The sequence below is a fragment of the Dolichospermum sp. UHCC 0259 genome, assembly GCF_009711935.1.
Taxonomy (GTDB): domain Bacteria; phylum Cyanobacteriota; class Cyanobacteriia; order Cyanobacteriales; family Nostocaceae; genus Dolichospermum.
Window position 1 is genome coordinate 1 of sequence record NZ_VIKX01000227.1, and the last position, 17337, is coordinate 17337.

A 17337-nucleotide genomic window follows, 5' to 3' on the forward strand; every position below is an offset into this window, starting at 1 on the left:
TAGACCAAATTTTTATGCCTTTAGAGTTGGGGAAGTGGGGGGAGTTGGGGAAGTAGGGGGAGAAAGAATTTTTCCAATGACCAATGACCAATGACCAATGACCAATGACCAATGACCAAATCAGATCCTAATCGAGTTTTACGACGTTTACCCTTAGTTGTTGGGGGTTTAGGTGCTGTGCTTTTGTTAATGAATCGGTTGTTAACACCGGAACTGACAAACTCTCAAGCGCGAGGAGATGTGCTGGGGGTGATTTTGAGCGCGGTGTTAATTTTAACTGGTTTAATTTGGCAACAGGTACAGCCACGTACACCTGAGACAGTAGAATTGATTGGGGAAGAGGGATTCTTTTTAGCAGCAGATTTACCAGAAGCCGCGAAAATAGAATTAGCCTGGGCATCGCGGTTATTATTAACAAATACAGTCACGCGATCGCTCATAGTTTACTATCAAGGTAAAGTTTTATTACGTCGTGGGATTCTGGTTGCTAAATCGGAAGTAGTCCCAGGAATAATTTTAAAAAAAGTATTAGAAACACAAAAGCCAATTTATTTAGTGGCTTTGTATGTCTATCCTGGTAAAATCGAATTTGATTATTTACCAGAAAACACACAAGGTGTAATTTGTCAACCTATTGGCAAAGAAGGGGTTTTAATTTTAGCGGCAAATGCTCCCCGCAGTTATACTAAACAAGATGAAAACTGGATTGGGGGAATTGCTGATAAATTAGCTGTAACCCTTGGTAATTGGTAATTGGTAATAAAATCCCTGTCTTCATCCTGTTCATCCTTTAATCCTGGACATCCTGATTCTGACAATAATTATGCAAATTATTTATTTACTCTTAGTGGCTGTGATGTTTGTGGGGATTATTGGTGCTGTAGTTCCAGCAATACCTGGAAGTAGCTTGATTTTAATATCTATTATTATTTGGGGAATCGTGAGTAATTCCTTTGCAGCTATCAAAATTCCCCTGATTGTGACAATCATTGTTTTACTTCTGAGTATGGGTGTTGATTTCCTCGCTGGTTACATCGGAGCAAAACAAGCCGGTGCTAGTAAGTGGGGACAAATTGGCGCGTTTGTGGGTTTATTACTGGGATTCTTTGGATTACTACCTGCTTTACCTTTTGGTGGACCATTGTTAGGAATTTTATTTGGACCCTTGCTTGGTGCAATTGTGGGTGAGTTCCTTTATCAAAGACGATTATGGCCTGCGGTGAAAGCTGGGATAGGTATTACTGTGGGAACAGTTGTGGGGAATTTGATTCAAGGTGTTTTAGCTATCAGTGCGGTGATAGTATTTTTATTGACGACTTGGCCACAGGTTTATGGTGGTTAATGATCAAAGTTTGTATATCAATCAAGAATCAGGTTATTTAGATAACTTAGGTGATTAGTTGCGCTTGAGTTAATAAACGCAACTGCTAAATTAAACTAACTGTAAACCAGCTTTTGCTTCTTTAGATATAGCTTCTACTTCGTCATTTACCAAAGTTTCTAGAATAGATTTAGCTTCATCACTACCAAGACGAGTTAAGGCTTGCACAACTCTATAACGTACTTGCCAATCTGGATTAGTGCTGTATGGAACTAAAAGAGGAACTGCTTTTGGATCTCCCAATTCACCGAAAGAACTAATGGCCGCAGTTTGAATTAAACCATTATCGGAGGCAACTGCTTGGGTAAGTAATTCAAAGGCTCGTGGATCTCCTAATTCTCCCAAGGTCGCAATAATGCTAAACTGGACTAGCCATTCTGGTGTTTCTTGGTAAAGCTTTTTTAAGTCTTCAAAAGCGTCATGTAATTTTAGCGCACCTAAACAGTCTGCGGCGGCGGCTTGTACATCTGCTTCAGGATCATGTAGTAAACCCCGTAAGATAGTCAAGGATAATGGTAAATCCTGTGTTCCCAGGGTATCCATTTGACTTACAGCAGCATAACGGACACGCGCACTTTTATCCTGAATGGCAATTTGGACTAATTCTAAAGCGATTTGTGGTTCTAGATCCCGAATTTGGTTAACTGCACGCAAGCGATCACCTAAATTGTCAGAACGCAGTAACTCTTTTATACTATCAGCAGATACACTCATTTAATTATCCTAAATTTTGAAAATGGTAATTGGTAATTGGTAATTAGTAGTTAGTTACTTTCTTCCAAGTCCCCAGTCCCCAATCCCCAGTCCCCAATCCCTACTCAGCAGCCATAGTGCGAACAATATCACCACGAGTTAGAATACCAATTACCCTACCCACGCTGTCAAGGACTGGGAGACGGTGAACTTTATGATCTTGGATTAATTTTGCCGCTTCTCTTAATGGTTTATCAGGAGAAATAGTCAGGGGATTTTTACTCATCACTTCCCCTACAGTTTGTCCTAAAGCTTTATGTAAATCTCGTTCATACGCACCAGGATTTTGTAAATAAATCACACTATCCAAAATCATAATATATGCAGGAGGAGTCACACCAGTTTCTTGCCACATCAAGTCTGTTTCGGAAATAATTCCCACTAATTTACCTGCGTCATCAATTACAGGTAAACCGCTAATTCGTTTTTCTGCCAAAATTTGGATAGCTTCTTTTAAGGGAGTTTGAGGATGGACGAGGATAGGATCACGACTCATCACTTCAGCAACAGTTTTAGACATTTTTTTAACTTGCACCATTTATAAAAGTCTTTTTAACCATTGTAGAAAATTATCGGTGATAAATAAATCCTGTTAATAGATTGTTACTTTTCATCTTAAAAATCAATGTTGTTTTTGGTGAAAAAGGACTTTTATTAATGCCACTGTAATTGAGGATATGAACTTAAATATTCTCTCTAGAAGTGGACCAAATTATTAATTCACCTTGTTCACCACCAGCGGCTAATAATTGTCCTTGGGGATGCCAAGATAGAGTAGAAACCCCGGCTTTAGTGTCAGTAAAAATCTGTGAAACTTCCTTGTGTTCATTCCACAAACATAGCCAACCGTCAGCACCAGCAGAAGCGAGAATAAAACTTTGGGGTGCAAAAGCGATCGCATTAATAATATCCAGATGATTAGTTAATACTTGCGCCTCCCAGCCTACAGATTCATCTACCGACTTCTCCCATGCTACTATGCCATCAACGCTAGAAACAGCCAAAATTGGCGCATCTGAAGGAGTTTTTATCTCTGACCAAGCTAAATGACGAATTTTCCCTGGAAAACCCCGCATCATCCAAGGATCAGGATGTTCCCATTGTAAAACAGTCAGAGTCCGATCCATGTTTCCAGATGCCAAATATTTACCATCATCAGACCAAGCCATTGCTGTACTAACGGTAGACAGAGGCAGGATAAATGGTTCATCATCCCAATCTTGACTAGACCAAATTTTTATGCCTTTATATCCGTTAATAGCCAAATATTTGCCATCTTTGCGCCAATCAATTCCCAAAATAGAGGAATCATTAAAGTTGAGAGTTGCAACAACTTCTGATATGTCTGCATCCCAAATTTGCACATAACGACCCAAACTAAAAGCTAATTGGTTATTAGTATAACTCCATGCTAATTGGTCAACCCAAATCGGAGCATTTTCTAAAGTGCTAATTAATTTATTTTCGCACCAAATTTTCACATTTCCATCTTGTCCACCAATCGCCAAATATTTACCATCGTGGGAAAAAGCCAAACAATTTACTGCTTTATCTGTCGCTGTTTGTAAAGTAGTTAATTCGCCATTTTCCCATAAAACAACTTCTCCAGCAGCCGAACTAGCCGCCAGTATTTCACCATCAGCAGACCAAGCCAAAGCGGTGACATAATCTGCAAGTTTTGTGGAATAATATTTTGTAAATTCTGGAGATTTATTAGTTGTTAAGTTCATAATTTTGATATTTTATTTTTACAGCAATTCGCCAAACCTGTAGGGGCGGGGTCTCCCCGCCCTCTTTGTCCCTTTGTCCCTCTTTTTTCTATCTAACTCATACAAGCAAAAAAGTCTGCTTTTAATTGGGCTTCATCCAAATTTCTACCAATAAATACAAGTTCATTTTTGCGAGTTTCATTTACTTTCCAAGGTCTATCTGCTTTACCATCAAATATCATATGTACACCTTGGAAAACAAAGCGATTATCTTCATTTTCGATATTTAAAATTCCTTTCATTCTGAAAATATCTAGACCTTGATTTCTGAGTAACTCTGTCATCCAGGCATTTAATTTTTCACCATTGATCGTCCCTTCTGATACTATCGCTACAGAATAGACACTTTCATCATGGACGTGAGCATCTTCTCCTAAGAAATTAGGATCAATTTCTAAAGCATGATCTAAATCAAATGCTTGCACTCCTAATAAAGCTGACATTGCTAATTCAGAATTATGGGTGCGGTATATTTTTGCCATTGCATTCATTGAGCGAATGCGAGTTTCTAATTCATCTAAAACTTCCGGTGTTACCAAATCAGTTTTATTCAACAAAATTACATCTGCGAAAGCAATTTGTTCTTGAGCTTCGTCCGCTTCCCAATGTTGCCAAATATGTTTAGAATCAACAACTGTGACTACTGCATCTAATGACAATTGACTTTGTAGATCTTCATCAACAAAAAACGTTTGAATTACAGGTGCAGGATCTGCTAAACCAGTAGTTTCAATTACTAAATGATCAAATTTATCTCGGCGTTTCATTAAATTGCCAATAATGCGAATTAAATCACCGCGAACTGTACAACAAATACAGCCATTATTCATTTCAAATATTTCTTCATCTGCATCAATTACCAATTGATTATCAATACCTACTTCACCAAACTCGTTAACAATAACGGCAACTTTTTTACCATGTTCGTAGGTAAGAATATGATTTAATAATGTAGTTTTACCCGCGCCTAAATAGCCAGTTAAAACGGTTACTGGTACTGAATTGAATGTTTCTAAAGTCATCATAGTTTATCCGTTTACTTATTTCAGGAACAGAGTATTAGCCAAGACGGAGTGCAAACAGTTTAGAGGTAGGTTTTCAAGCTATTCGCCGTCTTGTAGTGTCCAAATAATAGCTTAGAAGTCACCAAGATTGAATGTCAAGATAAAAATGTTTGGCTTTTCGATACTTATTATGCTAAATTACTAGTAAAAGAGAGAATAGAGAACATTTTGCCATATTTTTGAATATCATTAGACAACCTTAACACAGAGATCACCACCTCAATCGTTGAGATAAGGTCAGTGAAAAAACGAGAAGCCGTTGGGTTTCATGCTTCAAACCAACCTACGGAAGAGCGCTCATACTATTGGTAATAGTCCAAATATCCACTAAAAGCAATAATAAAGTACAACCAAATAAAATGATATACATCCAAGGTTGTGAGAAAGGGTTAACATCATGTGTATTAATATTAGTTTTTTCTTGAACCATCTTGAGTAACCGAGATAAACCAGCTATACGCATGGGTAATAAATAACCTTTACCATCATGACTGACAAAATAATATACCAATCCTCCTTGACCAGTAGTACGTGGTTTTAAATCTTTAATATCCGACCAAAGCAATGACCAACCAGGAAGGAAAAAGCGTGGTATCCACATTGGATAAGTGACTTGAATTTTTTCCTCATCTGCTATCACTCTTTCAGAAAGTACAGCATATAAAATCACAAAACCGGCGATAATTCCTATGATTAACAATGATGGAGAAACAGAAGCAGAAGTAAATTTAGCTAAAATAGGTAAAGGAATTGTTAAAGCTATATATAATGTTAATAATGTGATGCGAATAATGGGGGATAAGCGAAAAATAGCATTTGTGGTCATGGTAGTTATTGAAAATGAAGTTAGCTATATTTATAGTAACTAATTTTATTTTGGCGAACTGACAAGTTAGAACTTACGCGCTTTGCGATCGCTCATAACTACCCTAATTTTAGACTATTACTAGGTCGCGCTTCGCTATCGTTCATAAATTGCGGATCTATTTTATCATAACCATTAAATAAGAACAATTGACCGCAGATAAACGCAGATAAACACAGATAAATTCATGGATTTGATGATTCTCCCCCACCTCGATGTGATCTCAATCCTCAATTGGCACATCTACTTAATCTTTGAATTCTTTAGTTTATCTAAAATCACGTCTAAGTTATGAAAATCCCTTTCTAAGATAGAAGCAGCGATCGCAAATCGCCATAAATAAACACGACCTCATAGCCAACTGCTAGGGAAAAACTAATATGACTCAAGAATCAGAATCTTTGGATTTGTCCACAGATAAAGCTTTAGATCGTGATTGTACAACATTATCCCGCCACATCCTCCAACAACTACAGAGTTTTGGCCCCGATGCCCAGGATTTAAGTGCGCTCATGAACCGCATCGCTTTAGCGGGTAAATTAGTTGCCCGTCGCTTGAGTCGCGCCGGTTTAATGGAAGGAGTTCTCGGATTCACTGGAGAAGTCAACGTCCAAGGAGAATCCGTCAAAAAAATGGATGTTTACGCCAACGAAGTATTTATTTCCGTCTTCAACCAAAGCGGCTTAGTCTGTCGTCTCGCTTCCGAAGAAATGGAAAAACCCTACTACATCGCCGAAAACTGCCCCATCGGTCGTTATACCCTACTTTATGACCCCATTGACGGCTCATCCAACACAGATAACAACCTCAGTTTAGGTTCTATCTTTGCCATTCGTCAGCAAGAAGGAGCAGACTTAGATGGTGAAGCCAAAGATTTACTTACCAATGGTCGCAAACAATTAGCCGCCGGATATATTCTTTATGGACCTAGCACCATGCTGGTTTACACCATAGGTACAGGAGTACATTCCTTCATCCTTGATCCTAGCCTGGGTGAATTTATTCTCTGTCAAGAAAATATCAAAATGCCCAATCACGCCGCCACCTATAGCGTTAATGACGGTAACTTCTGGCAATGGGAAGAACCTTATCGAGAATATATCCGTTATGTTCATCGCACCGAAGGCTATAGTTCCCGTTACAGTGGCGCAATGGTCAGCGATATTCACAGAATCTTATTACAAGGTGGAGTATTTCTTTACCCAGGAACACTACAAAAACCAGAAGGTAAATTACGGTTACTTTATGAAACCGCCCCTTTAGCATTTTTAATTGAGCAAGCTGGGGGTGTAGCAACCACAGGAACAATGGATATTTTAGATGTCATTCCCACCAAACTGCACCAACGCACCCCATTAATTATTGGTAGTAAAGAAAACGTAGCCAAAGTCATGTCTTTTCTCAAAACAGATAATTAGGGCTAGGAGTCAGGAGTCAGGAGGAAGAATTAGAAGAAGAGAAGAATAGTCTTGAATCTGGTCAAGTGATAGGTTTTTGCTAATTTCAACCCTTATTCCCTGGATTCTGGATTCTAAATTCTGGATTCTGAATTCTAATTCTGTACCCCATATACCTGCAACAATCAATCCGTGTCTTTTCTGTGTCATTCATGAACTCTTTAAAAGGCAAAATCAAGCTATTCTCACCTGTAGAGGAAATTGGGGTAATTGGCAAAGATTAGAACCTAAACCCCAATTCAAATCCCAAATCTAAAATCTAAAATCTAAAATCCTATGGTCAGTTTGTTAGAAAATCCATTGCGTGCCGGTCTACAGCAGCAAGGGATGCCCGAACCACAAATAATTGTCATCTTTGGTGCTTCTGGAGACTTAACCTGGCGGAAACTAGTCCCAGCACTATACAAACTGCGGAGAGAAAGACGGATTCCCGCAGAAACCACCATTGTAGGCGTAGCCCGTCGAGAATGGAGTCATGAATACTTCCGTGAACAAATGCAAAAAGGCATGGAAGAAGCTCATGCCAGTGTAGAACTAGGCGAACTTTGGCAAGACTTTTCTCAAGGTTTATTTTACTGCCCAGGGAACATAGACGACCCAGCCGGCTACCAAAAACTCAAAACCCTATTAGCTGAACTAGACGAAAAACGGGGAACACGCGGAAACCGGATGTTCTACCTTTCCGTTGCCCCCAACTTCTTCCCCGAAGCTATCAAACAACTAGGGTTAGCCGGAATGTTAGATGATGCCGAAAAACATCGTTTAGTCATCGAAAAACCCTTTGGACGTGATTTAGCCTCCGCTCAAAACCTTAACCAAGTAGTCCAGAAGGTTTGTAAAGAAAATCAAGTCTATCGCATTGATCACTACTTAGGTAAAGAAACAGTCCAAAACTTATTAGTGTTCCGGTTTGCCAATGCCATCTTTGAACCTTTGTGGAATCGGCAATTTGTTGACCACGTACAAATCACCGTAGCCGAAACCGTAGGCGTTGAAGACCGGGCTGGCTATTATGAAAGCGCCGGCGCACTCCGGGATATGTTGCAAAACCACCTGATGCAGCTTTATTGTTTAACAGCAATGGAAGCGCCTAACGCTATGGATGCTGATAGTATCCGTACAGAAAAAGTTAAAGTGCTACGAGCTACACGTTTGGCTAATGTTCATGATTTATCAAAATCAGCAATTCGTGGACAGTACAGTGCAGGCTGGATGAAAGGACAACAGGTAGAAGGGTATCGAAATGAACCAGGAGTTAATCCTGAATCTACCACCCCTACCTATGTGGCGATGAAATTTTTAGTAGATAATTGGCGTTGGAAAGGTGTTCCTTTCTACCTGAGAACTGGCAAGCGGATGCCCAAAAAAGTTAGTGAAATTGCTATTCACTTCCGCGAAGTTCCTTCCAGAATGTTCCCCTCCGCATCCCAGCAAGCTAACCCCAACGTTTTGACCATGCGGATACAACCTAATGAAGGTATTTCCCTCCGGTTTGATGTAAAAATGCCCGGTGGCGATTTCCGTACTCGTTCCGTAGATATGGATTTCAGCTATGGTTCTTTTGGAATTACAGCTACTTCTGATGCCTATGACCGCCTCTTTCTTGATTGTATGATGGGCGACCAAACTCTATTTACAAGAGCAGATGAAGTAGAAGCCGCTTGGCAAGTAGTTACACCAGCCCTATCTGTATGGGATTTACCCGCAGATCCAGCAACCGTTCCTCAGTATGAAGCAGGTACTTGGGAACCAGAAGAGGCCGAATTATTAATTAACCAAGACGGTCGCCGCTGGCGCAGACTTTAATTAGTCATTAGTCATTGGTCATTGGTCAGTAGCAAAACAACAAAGAACAACTGACAACTGACAAAGAACAACTGACAACTGACAAAAAACAACTGACAAAGAACAACTGACAACTGACAAATATGATTTCCCAAGCACCAACAATTTATTCTTTGCAAGCGCCCAAGGATGTTTCCCTCACCGAAATTGAAGTAGAACTTACTAAAGTTTGGCAAAGTTACGGTATTCAGGGAGAAGACGGTGGTTTACCCGCTGCTACCCGCGCCACAACATTTACTTTGGTGGTTTACGAACCTGAAGAAACCCAGTATTTGTTAACTGCAACAGGTTTTTATAAGGGTCCTATTGATGGCATTTTGGGACCGCAAACAAAAACAGCATTGCAGGAATTACAAAAAAAGCATCATCTTCCAGAAACTGGTAGTGCAACACCAGAAACTCTCACTGCTTTGCGGCAAGAATATTTCCAAAAGCAGCACACCGGACCAAACGGAGATAATCATGGTGCAGCCAAGGGCTATACTTTCAGTCCTACCAGTCCTACTATTGCGGACGAAATAGCTATCCGTAATCCCTGCCGAATCATTGCTTTATGTCCTATAGCTGGGGATGATGAAGGGGTAAAAGCTCAAGTTTCTGCCTATTGTCCCATTCAAAAGCAGTCTTCTAGCACTCTTGTTTGCTGTGAATATATTACGCTTACTGGTACTGCTGCGGCGTTAGAACGCATTGGGGGCATGATTCCCGCTTTATTGATTGGTGGTTTACCTAAGTTCCTGTGGTGGAAAGCTACACCGGATGCGGCTAACCCTTTGTTTAAACGATTAGCCGCAGTTTGCAACAATGTCATTGTTGATTCTTGCAACTTTAATACACCAGAAGATGATTTAGTCAGCTTACAACATTTGGTAGAAACTGGTGTACCTTTGGCTGATTTAAATTGGCGGCGGTTGTCAGCATGGCAGGAGTTGACAGCACAAGCTTTTGATGCGCCGATTAGACGCGCTGCGCTCAAGGAAATTGATCGTGTCAATATTGATTACGAAAAAGGTAATGCTGCTCAAGCATTGTTGTATTTGGGTTGGTTAGCGAATCGTTTAGAATGGCAGCCAGTTTCCTATAAACAGGAAAACGGTGATTATGATATCACTTCTATTCAATTCCTGTCTCAAGACCAAAAACACATAGAAGTTGAGTTAGCAGGTGTTCCCATTGCTGATATTGGGGAGATTGTCGGTGATTTAATTGGTTTGCGCTTGAGTTCTACTAATATTCAAGCTAATTGTGGAACTGTGATTTGTTCGGAAACTGGCGGTTGTATGCGAATGGAAACTCATGGTGGCGCTCAGTCGTCTGGTTTGTTCCAACAGGTTACTTCTCTTTCGGAACAAAAGGCAGAGGCTTTGTTGAGTCAACAGGTGCAACGCTGGGGACGTGAAGCTTTATTTGAGGACAGTCTAACTGCAATTGGTAACACTATTAAGTTAGGAAAATAGTTGATGGTAATGGGTAATGGGTAATGGGTAATGGGTAATGGGTAATGGGTAATGGGTAATACTCTTGCCTGTTCCCTGTTCCCTTTTTTAAACATTAAAAAACCCGGCTGAACCGGGCAGATGTCCTGTTTGTCAAGTGTTAGCTCATGATAATTATTGGTTGATTTCACAAGTTAAAGGACAAGCTGCATAAACAGTGGTTTGGGTTTTTTCAGCTTCATCATGTAACCAATTTAACCATTTTATTTGCTTAGGATGAATACCTTTAGCTGTTAGCACTCCAGCAGCAATTAATACTGCCATGACATTAAACGTTACTAAGCCACCTGCCACAATTAACACGGCACTAGCAGGCATCACAGATTGCAAAACAATGGATAGCAAGCAGCCGACTGTAGCCATTAATACAACCAATGGAAAACCAACAACTAACAAGCACACTGCCAAAGTAAATGTCCAGATTAAAAAGCTTCTCATCATTAACAAGGAGTGGGTCCGAACTAGATTAGAGCTTTGAGCCGAAACCATGACTTTTCCTCCTAATACACAGCAAGTTTAAATTTCAGTTTTTTATCACTCGAAAGCGAATTAACTGAATTTTGTTTCAGTGAAATTTAGTATATAAAACCTTAGCCCCAAAATGAGCATTTCTTTACTAAAGTTTACAGTTGATTTTTTCTAGTTATGAATGATAATTCACATATACCCACAGGTAAGGGAAGGAGTTATGGTATATGCCTTGAGATATAGGGTCTAATGGTAGATGAGAAGCAGATATTGATCCCGGCAATCTGATTGCCCAGATGCTTAACATTTCTTATGGAAAACGATATGATTTCTCATAATTTATCAAGAGGTGATAAAAAATAGGCTATGGGTAGTGGGTAATTCTGAACTTTCGTCACTTTCACTCGTTTCTCTACCCTAAATTACTTAATATTATTAGTTACTGATATGTTACGTAAATTTTACGGAAAATCAAGGATAATCAGTATGTGTTAAAAAATATGTATGTTGGTGAATAACCGACTAGAAAGACTGCATAACAGAGACAGGAGGCAGGGGGCAGGGAGCAAAGGGAAAATATTTGCTACTGACAACTGACGACTGACAACTAACAACTGACAACTGACGACTTACGAATAATCAATTACTAATTAACAAAGGTGAAGATATATGACAGAATCACAAACATTTAGAATGCCGCCACCTTTACCAAAGGCAAAAGTACAGCCTCAAGTGGCAAATTTAGAAATGAATGCACCAGCACCGCCAATAATTACTACACCACCACCAATATTGCCCAATTCAAATGGGTCAACAAATGAACCTGGAGGACGGACTTTGGCGCAGCTTGTTCAGGAAGCTTTTGATGAGGGTTATTCTGATATTCACTTAGGGGTGGGGGAAATTCCCCGCTTCCGTAACCGGGGGGAAATTCTGACGACAAATTATCCTGAAGCTGATAAACCGACTTTTATGCGGTGGTTGCGGGAAATTCTCTCTGATTCGGAAATTCAAAGGTTTCAAGAACATTTAGAATTTGATGGTGCGACTCAGTACGATTTTGCCCGTGTGCGGATTAATGTGTTTGATTCACTGCGTGGTTATGCAATGGTACTGCGGTTGATTCCTCTCAAAATTCTATCTATGGAGCAGTTGCGTTTACCACCTGTGTTTAGAGATATTTGTCACCATCACAAGGGTTTAGTTTTGGTAACGGGTCCTACTGGTTCGGGTAAGTCTACGACAATGGCAGCGATGGTTGATTATATCAATCGGGAGATGGCTAAACATATTATTACGATTGAGGACCCGGTGGAATTTGTCCATCAAAGCCGTAAGTCTTTGGTGAAACAGCGGGAGGTGGGAATGCACACTCGTAAGTTTGATAATGCTTTGAAAGCAGCTTTGCGGGAAGATCCAGATTTAATTCTGGTGGGGGAAATGCGGGATAAGGAAACGGTGAATACGGCACTGAAGGCGGCACAAACGGGTCACTTGGTGATGGGAACTCTGCACACGAATAGTGCGGTAAAAACTATTGAACGGATTCTCAATTTGTATTCGGGTGAAGAACAGGAAGCTATGCGGATAGCGGTTGCGGAATCTTTAGTAGCGGTGATTGCTCAAGGTTTGTGCCGAACTACAGATGGTAAACGGGCGGCTTTCCACGATATTCTTATTAATACTGAGGCTGTTAAGGAATGGGTGAAGGATGGCAAGTATGATGAGATTGCGGAGTTAATGAAACAAGCTGGTTTTGATGGCATGGTGACAATGAATCAGTCATTGCTCAATCTTTACCAAGAAGGTCGGATTACTGAGGAAACGGCGTTGGAAATGTCGCCAACTCCTAACGAAATGGCGCAATTCCTCCGAGGTCGTGTTTAATGGGTCAGTTGTTAGTTGTTCCCTGTTCTTGAAGTCCTAAACATCTGTGAGTAAGTTGAATCTAGACAAACTTTCTAAACCCCAGTTGTTCAAGGGTATTGCCTTGTTTACGCCTGGAGGGGATTTGATTTATTGTATTGACCCTAGTAAGCAAGGACGATGGCATTTAAATTTATGTGCGGCTTTGCAGGAAATTCTTGATTTACCGGAGCCGCCACATTTTTTAGTGCCTTGTTATACTGCAACTATTGATCACTGGTTAAATCCTCGGACTCAACAAGTACAAATTTTTGTGGAAGCTTATCCGGCGGTGATGAGGCATCAGGCTGTATTGAATGCGATTTTTGGGACGGGGGATTTGGTGTGGCAATCAGCACCTTGGCAGGATGGTTTGTGCGATCGCTTGGTATTATCAACTTATCGTTCGACATTTCCTCAACTTTGGCAAGATCATGATTTAATTGTGCGTTTGGATTTGGCTGATTCTCCCTCGCAATCCCAGCCACCAGTTGTCAATAGACAACCTGTGCTACACAATATTCAAGCACCTCCAGGCTTTGTTTTGCGCTTGTTTGTGGCTGGTCATAGTGCGACTACAGAAAAAATTTTACAGAACTTGCACGAATCCTTAGAGCGATCGCTAGGATATCCTTATACTCTCAAAGTTATTGATGTCCTCACAAATCCAGAACAAGCAGAAATTGATCAAGTTTCCGCTACTCCTACTTTAGTTAAAGTTTGGCCTCATCCCATTCGGCGCATGGTTGGTAATTTAGATAATATGGACAAACTTTTACAAATGTTAGCGGGACAATGAGTCAGGAGGTAGGGGCGCAGGGCCTGCGCCCAGTCAGGAGTCACCGAGGAAGAAGGAAGAAGGAAGAATGTTTGATTAGGTTGGTAAAGGATCAAATATTAAAAATTGAAAACTTAGGATTTTTGTAAATATGAACCTTACTTGGTTAGATAGTAATAGTTGGTTAATTGAAATTGGTGAACAACGAATACTCATTGACCCTTGGTTAATTGGTGATTTAACCTTTAATAATTTAGATTGGTTATTTAAAGGTTCTCGTTCTCAGGATCGGTCAATACCAGATAATATAAACTTAATTTTGCTTTCTCAAGGCTTAGAAGATCACGCACACCCACCCACATTAAAGCAACTTAATAAAAATATCCCTGTTGTCGCTTCCCCCAATGCCGCCAAAGTTGTCAAACAACTGGGTTATCAACAAATCATTAGTCTTAATCATGGTGAAACCTTCACCTTAAATAATCATGTAGAAATTAAAGCTTTTCCTGGTTCTCCCATTGGACCAACCCTATTAGAAAATAGTTATCTACTTAAAAATTTAGCCAATAATTCCACACTGTATTATGAACCTCATGGCTATCATTCCCCCCAACTCAAAGAACTAGCATCCATTGATATAGTAATTACTCCAATCATTGATTTAGGATTACCTGTACTCGGTCCGATTATCAAAGGCATGAACAGCGCCCTAGAAGTGACAAAATCCGTAAAACCTCAATTTATCCTCCCTACCGCAGCCGGAGGGGATATTGTGTTTGCAGGACTATTAGTACAATTCCTCCAAGAAAAGGGAACTGTAGCCGAATTTCAGACATTGTTAGAGAAAAATCATTTAACAACCAAGGTAATCGCCCCTAAACCCGGTGAAAAAGTTATTCTATAGTTCGTTCGCAATCAAAGCTAATTTCAGAGTATTATCAATTACGATTTAAAGACTTGATGTGGATATATCCAAGTCAAGTTTTTTCCATATCTGAGGAGTGTGATAAACTATGGCAAAAATTCGTGTTTCCCTAGCCTTGAGTCTAGCTACCCTAGCCAGTGGTTTCTTATTAGCCGCTTGCGAAAATCCCAATCCCCCATCATCTACTGGAAGTAGTACCACTTCCCCAACCGCTACAACTACAACCAGTGATACCAAAGGATTGAAAATTGGGAGTTTATTACCCACAACAGGTGACTTAGCTTCCATTGGACAACAAATGGTTGGTTCAGTTCCCTTACTGGTAGAAACAGTTAACGCTTGTGGGGGCGTAAATGGTGAAAAAGTCACTTTAGTACAAGTAGACGACCAAACAGACCCTAAAGCCGGTGCTGCGGGAATGACCAAATTAGCAACTTTAGATAAAGTTGGTGGCGTAGTTGGTTCTTTTGCTAGTAGCGTTTCCACTGCGGCGGTTTCTGTGGCTGTACCCAACAAAGTCATGTTGATTTCTCCTGGTAGCACCAGTCCCGTATTTACCGACAAAGCTAAAAAAGGCGACTTTCAGGGCTTTTGGGCGCGGACTGCTCCTCCTGATACCTACCAAGCATTGGCTTTAGCCCAACTTGCTAAGAAAAAAGGTTTTAAAAGAGTTTCCACAGTAGTTATTAACAATGACTATGGTGTGGGTTTTGAAAAAGCATTTGTAGAAACTTTTGAAAAATTAGGCGGAACAGTAATTAATAAAGATAAGCCTATTCGCTATGATCCCAAAGCCCAAACTTTTGATACAGAAGCAACTGCTGCCTTTGCTGGGAAACCAGATGCGGTTTTAGGGGTTTTATATGCGGAAACTGGAAGTTTATTTCTCAAAGCTGCTTATCAGCAAGGTGTCACCAAAGGTGTACAAATTTTACTCACAGACGGCGTAAAATCTCCTACTTTCCCTGACCAAGTTGGTAAAGGTAGTGATGGTAAGTATATTTTATCGGGGGCAATTGGTACAGTTCCCGGTTCTAGTGGTAAAGGTTTAGACAACTTTAATAAACTTTGGCAAGAGAAAAAAGGCGGTTCTCCTGGAGAATACGCACCTCAAGCTTGGGATGCTGCGGCATTGTTGGTATTAGCTGCCCAAGCTGCTAAGGACAATACAGGGACTGGTATTTCTAGTAAAATTCGGGAAGTCTCCGCTGGTAGTGGTACACCAGTTAGCGATGTTTGTGAAGGATTGAAGCTGCTGAAAGAAGGCAAACAAATTAATTACCAAGGCGCAAGCGGTGATGTAGATGTTGATGCTAACGGTGATGTTATTGGTACTTATGATGTTTGGACTGTGGGCGATGATGGCAAAATCAAGGTGATTGATAAGGTTAGTCCTAAGTAGGGGAGTAGGGGATGTAGGGGAGTAGGGGATGTAGGGGATGTAGGGGATGTAGGGGATGTAGGGGAGTAGAGGAGTAGGGGAGTAGGGGAGAAAATTATCTTCTTTCTTCCTAAACTCCTAAACTCCTAAACTCCTAAACTCCTAAACTCCTAAACTCCTAAACTCCTGAACTCCTGAACTCCTGACTCCTAGCTTCTAAAAACCAGTAAAGTTATAACCGACTCCTAATAAAATTCCGACATCAGTTTGATCAAAAAATCCAGCGTTGACTGCGGCTGTAGCGGTTAATCTACTATTGAGAGGTACGTCTATACCACCCGTAACTAGCAAAGCAGCTTCAGTGTCAGATTGATCACCTGTTTTAATGGCTGCACCTAGTCCAATATAAGGAGCTATAGGTAAAGGTTCTGTAAATTGATCTGGTGATTTAAAAGCAAAGTCGTAAGTAATAGGAGCAAGAAATGTTGTATCTGTTCCTAGTATTACTGAGGGTCTGACTGATAAGGTTTTGGTCAAACCAATTTTACTGATAACAGTGAAATTACCATCACTCAAAGCTGAAGTTCCACCGGAAGCGCCAACGTTGAGACCGACACCGATGTAGCTACTACCACCACGAGTGGTTCTACCTATGCCAATCGGACTTTGTGCTATTTGATTGGATGGTTCTGTTTTTTCGGTAGCTTGTGTAGAACCAGAATTGAGCATAACTGATGAAGTTTCTACAGTTCCTGGTACGGGTGTAATTGTCCGACTGGTTATTTCTTCAGTAGAAACGGTAGATATTGATACTTGGTTGTTAGAGATGGCAATTGTTTCCGGTTCAACGGTCTGAGCATTTACGGAAACTCCGCTACCTAAAACTACCAAAGCTACAAGACTTGGTAAAGCTAAACAACTTTTACGAAAAATAATATTACTCATGTTCACTCCTCAATAAATTAAGATTGATACCTATCTAGATATCATAAAAATACCCGGTAAGTGGGAAACTCAGACACTTCAGTGCTGAGAGGGAAAGGACACTTCGACAAGCTCAGTGACCGCTCGTGCGGTTTTAACCGCCTTGAATATTTTTCATTACCGCCTTGGAGTTGGTAAATTCGGGGTACTTTTGTGGTGTACTTTCAACGGGACAATTACCGATTCAAATTTCCCAACTCTGTACGCATAATGTGTTGCTCCGAAGAGCCTCCCATTTCTGGGGTAATGTTAGCTGAATGCCTCCG

Annotated in this window: 16 protein-coding genes; 9 read left to right on the top strand and 7 right to left on the bottom strand. The window is 40.5% G+C overall.

The genetic code is table 11. The features are described 5' to 3' along the window. The first annotated feature begins 111 nt into the window (after positions 1 to 111). Positions 112 to 753 carry a cofactor assembly of complex C subunit B gene (locus FJR05_RS19115; protein ID WP_168645593.1) on the top strand — a complete coding sequence of 214 codons (642 nt, stop codon included), beginning with the start codon at positions 112 to 114 and terminating at the stop codon, positions 751 to 753. A gap of 70 nt (positions 754 to 823) precedes the next feature. Next, positions 824 to 1342 carry a DUF456 domain-containing protein gene (locus FJR05_RS19120; protein WP_168645594.1) on the top strand — a complete coding sequence of 173 codons (519 nt, stop codon included), beginning with the start codon at positions 824 to 826 and terminating at the stop codon, positions 1340 to 1342. Between the two features lie 90 nt (positions 1343 to 1432). Here FJR05_RS19120 and nblB read toward each other — a convergent pair whose 3' ends face one another. From nblB to FJR05_RS19145, 5 genes are all read right to left on the bottom strand, one after another. Continuing rightward, positions 1433 to 2095, bottom strand: a complete 663-nt coding sequence (gene nblB, locus FJR05_RS19125; protein WP_168645595.1) for a phycobilisome degradation protein NblB — start codon at positions 2093 to 2095, stop codon at positions 1433 to 1435. Positions 2096 to 2195: 100 nt separating this feature from the next. Continuing rightward, positions 2196 to 2654 carry a CBS domain-containing protein gene (locus tag FJR05_RS19130; RefSeq protein ID WP_168645596.1) on the bottom strand — a complete coding sequence of 153 codons (459 nt, stop codon included), beginning with the start codon at positions 2652 to 2654 and terminating at the stop codon, positions 2196 to 2198. A 163-nt stretch (positions 2655 to 2817) separates the two neighbouring features. Next, positions 2818 to 3864: a WD40 repeat domain-containing protein gene (locus FJR05_RS19135; RefSeq protein WP_168645597.1), complete on the bottom strand. Its 1047-nt coding sequence runs from the start codon at positions 3862 to 3864 to the stop codon at positions 2818 to 2820. Between the two features lie 92 nt (positions 3865 to 3956). Continuing rightward, positions 3957 to 4928 carry a GTP-binding protein gene (locus FJR05_RS19140; protein ID WP_168645598.1) on the bottom strand — a complete coding sequence of 324 codons (972 nt, stop codon included), beginning with the start codon at positions 4926 to 4928 and terminating at the stop codon, positions 3957 to 3959. Positions 4929 to 5250: 322 nt separating this feature from the next. Next, positions 5251 to 5793 (bottom strand): hypothetical protein, encoded by a 543-nt coding sequence (locus FJR05_RS19145; protein ID WP_168645599.1) that lies wholly within the window; start codon positions 5791 to 5793, stop codon positions 5251 to 5253. Positions 5794 to 6212: 419 nt separating this feature from the next. On the opposite strand from FJR05_RS19145, the gene fbp reads away from it, so the two are divergent. The 3 genes from fbp (at position 6213) to opcA (ending at position 10591) form a co-directional block, all read left to right on the top strand. After that, positions 6213 to 7250: a class 1 fructose-bisphosphatase gene (gene fbp, locus FJR05_RS19150; protein WP_168645600.1), complete on the top strand. Its 1038-nt coding sequence runs from the start codon at positions 6213 to 6215 to the stop codon at positions 7248 to 7250. A 315-nt stretch (positions 7251 to 7565) separates the two neighbouring features. Next, on the top strand, positions 7566 to 9095 hold the full coding sequence (zwf, locus tag FJR05_RS19155; protein WP_168645601.1) for a glucose-6-phosphate dehydrogenase: 1530 nt from the start codon (positions 7566 to 7568) through the stop codon (positions 9093 to 9095). 122 nt (positions 9096 to 9217) lie between these two features. Further along, complete coding sequence (opcA, locus tag FJR05_RS19160; RefSeq protein WP_168645602.1) at positions 9218 to 10591, top strand: glucose-6-phosphate dehydrogenase assembly protein OpcA; 1374 nt, start codon at positions 9218 to 9220, stop codon at positions 10589 to 10591. Positions 10592 to 10744: 153 nt separating this feature from the next. Here the strand turns inward: opcA and FJR05_RS19165 are convergent, their stop codons facing one another. Beyond that, positions 10745 to 11119, bottom strand: a complete 375-nt coding sequence (locus tag FJR05_RS19165) for a hypothetical protein (protein ID WP_027401875.1) — start codon at positions 11117 to 11119, stop codon at positions 10745 to 10747. A 648-nt stretch (positions 11120 to 11767) separates the two neighbouring features. On the opposite strand from FJR05_RS19165, the gene FJR05_RS19170 reads away from it, so the two are divergent. The 4 genes from FJR05_RS19170 to FJR05_RS19185 all read left to right on the top strand — a co-directional run bounded on the left by FJR05_RS19170 (position 11768) and on the right by FJR05_RS19185 (position 16108). Then, the gene (locus FJR05_RS19170) at positions 11768 to 12985 is read left to right on the top strand and encodes a type IV pilus twitching motility protein PilT (RefSeq protein WP_168645603.1); all 1218 of its coding nucleotides are present in this window, start codon (positions 11768 to 11770) and stop codon (positions 12983 to 12985) included. Positions 12986 to 13031: 46 nt separating this feature from the next. Next, positions 13032 to 13802, top strand: coding sequence for a circadian clock KaiB family protein (locus tag FJR05_RS19175; protein ID WP_168645604.1), 771 nt, complete (start codon positions 13032 to 13034; stop codon positions 13800 to 13802). A gap of 130 nt (positions 13803 to 13932) precedes the next feature. Then, on the top strand, positions 13933 to 14685 hold the full coding sequence (locus FJR05_RS19180; protein WP_168645605.1) for an MBL fold metallo-hydrolase: 753 nt from the start codon (positions 13933 to 13935) through the stop codon (positions 14683 to 14685). Positions 14686 to 14794: 109 nt separating this feature from the next. After that, entirely contained in the window at positions 14795 to 16108 is a 1314-nt protein-coding gene (locus tag FJR05_RS19185) for an ABC transporter substrate-binding protein (RefSeq protein ID WP_168645606.1), read from the top strand. Positions 16109 to 16303: 195 nt separating this feature from the next. Here FJR05_RS19185 and FJR05_RS19190 read toward each other — a convergent pair whose 3' ends face one another. Beyond that, entirely contained in the window at positions 16304 to 17032 is a 729-nt protein-coding gene (locus FJR05_RS19190) for a hypothetical protein (protein ID WP_168645607.1), read from the bottom strand. Positions 17033 to 17337 lie beyond the last annotated feature (305 nt).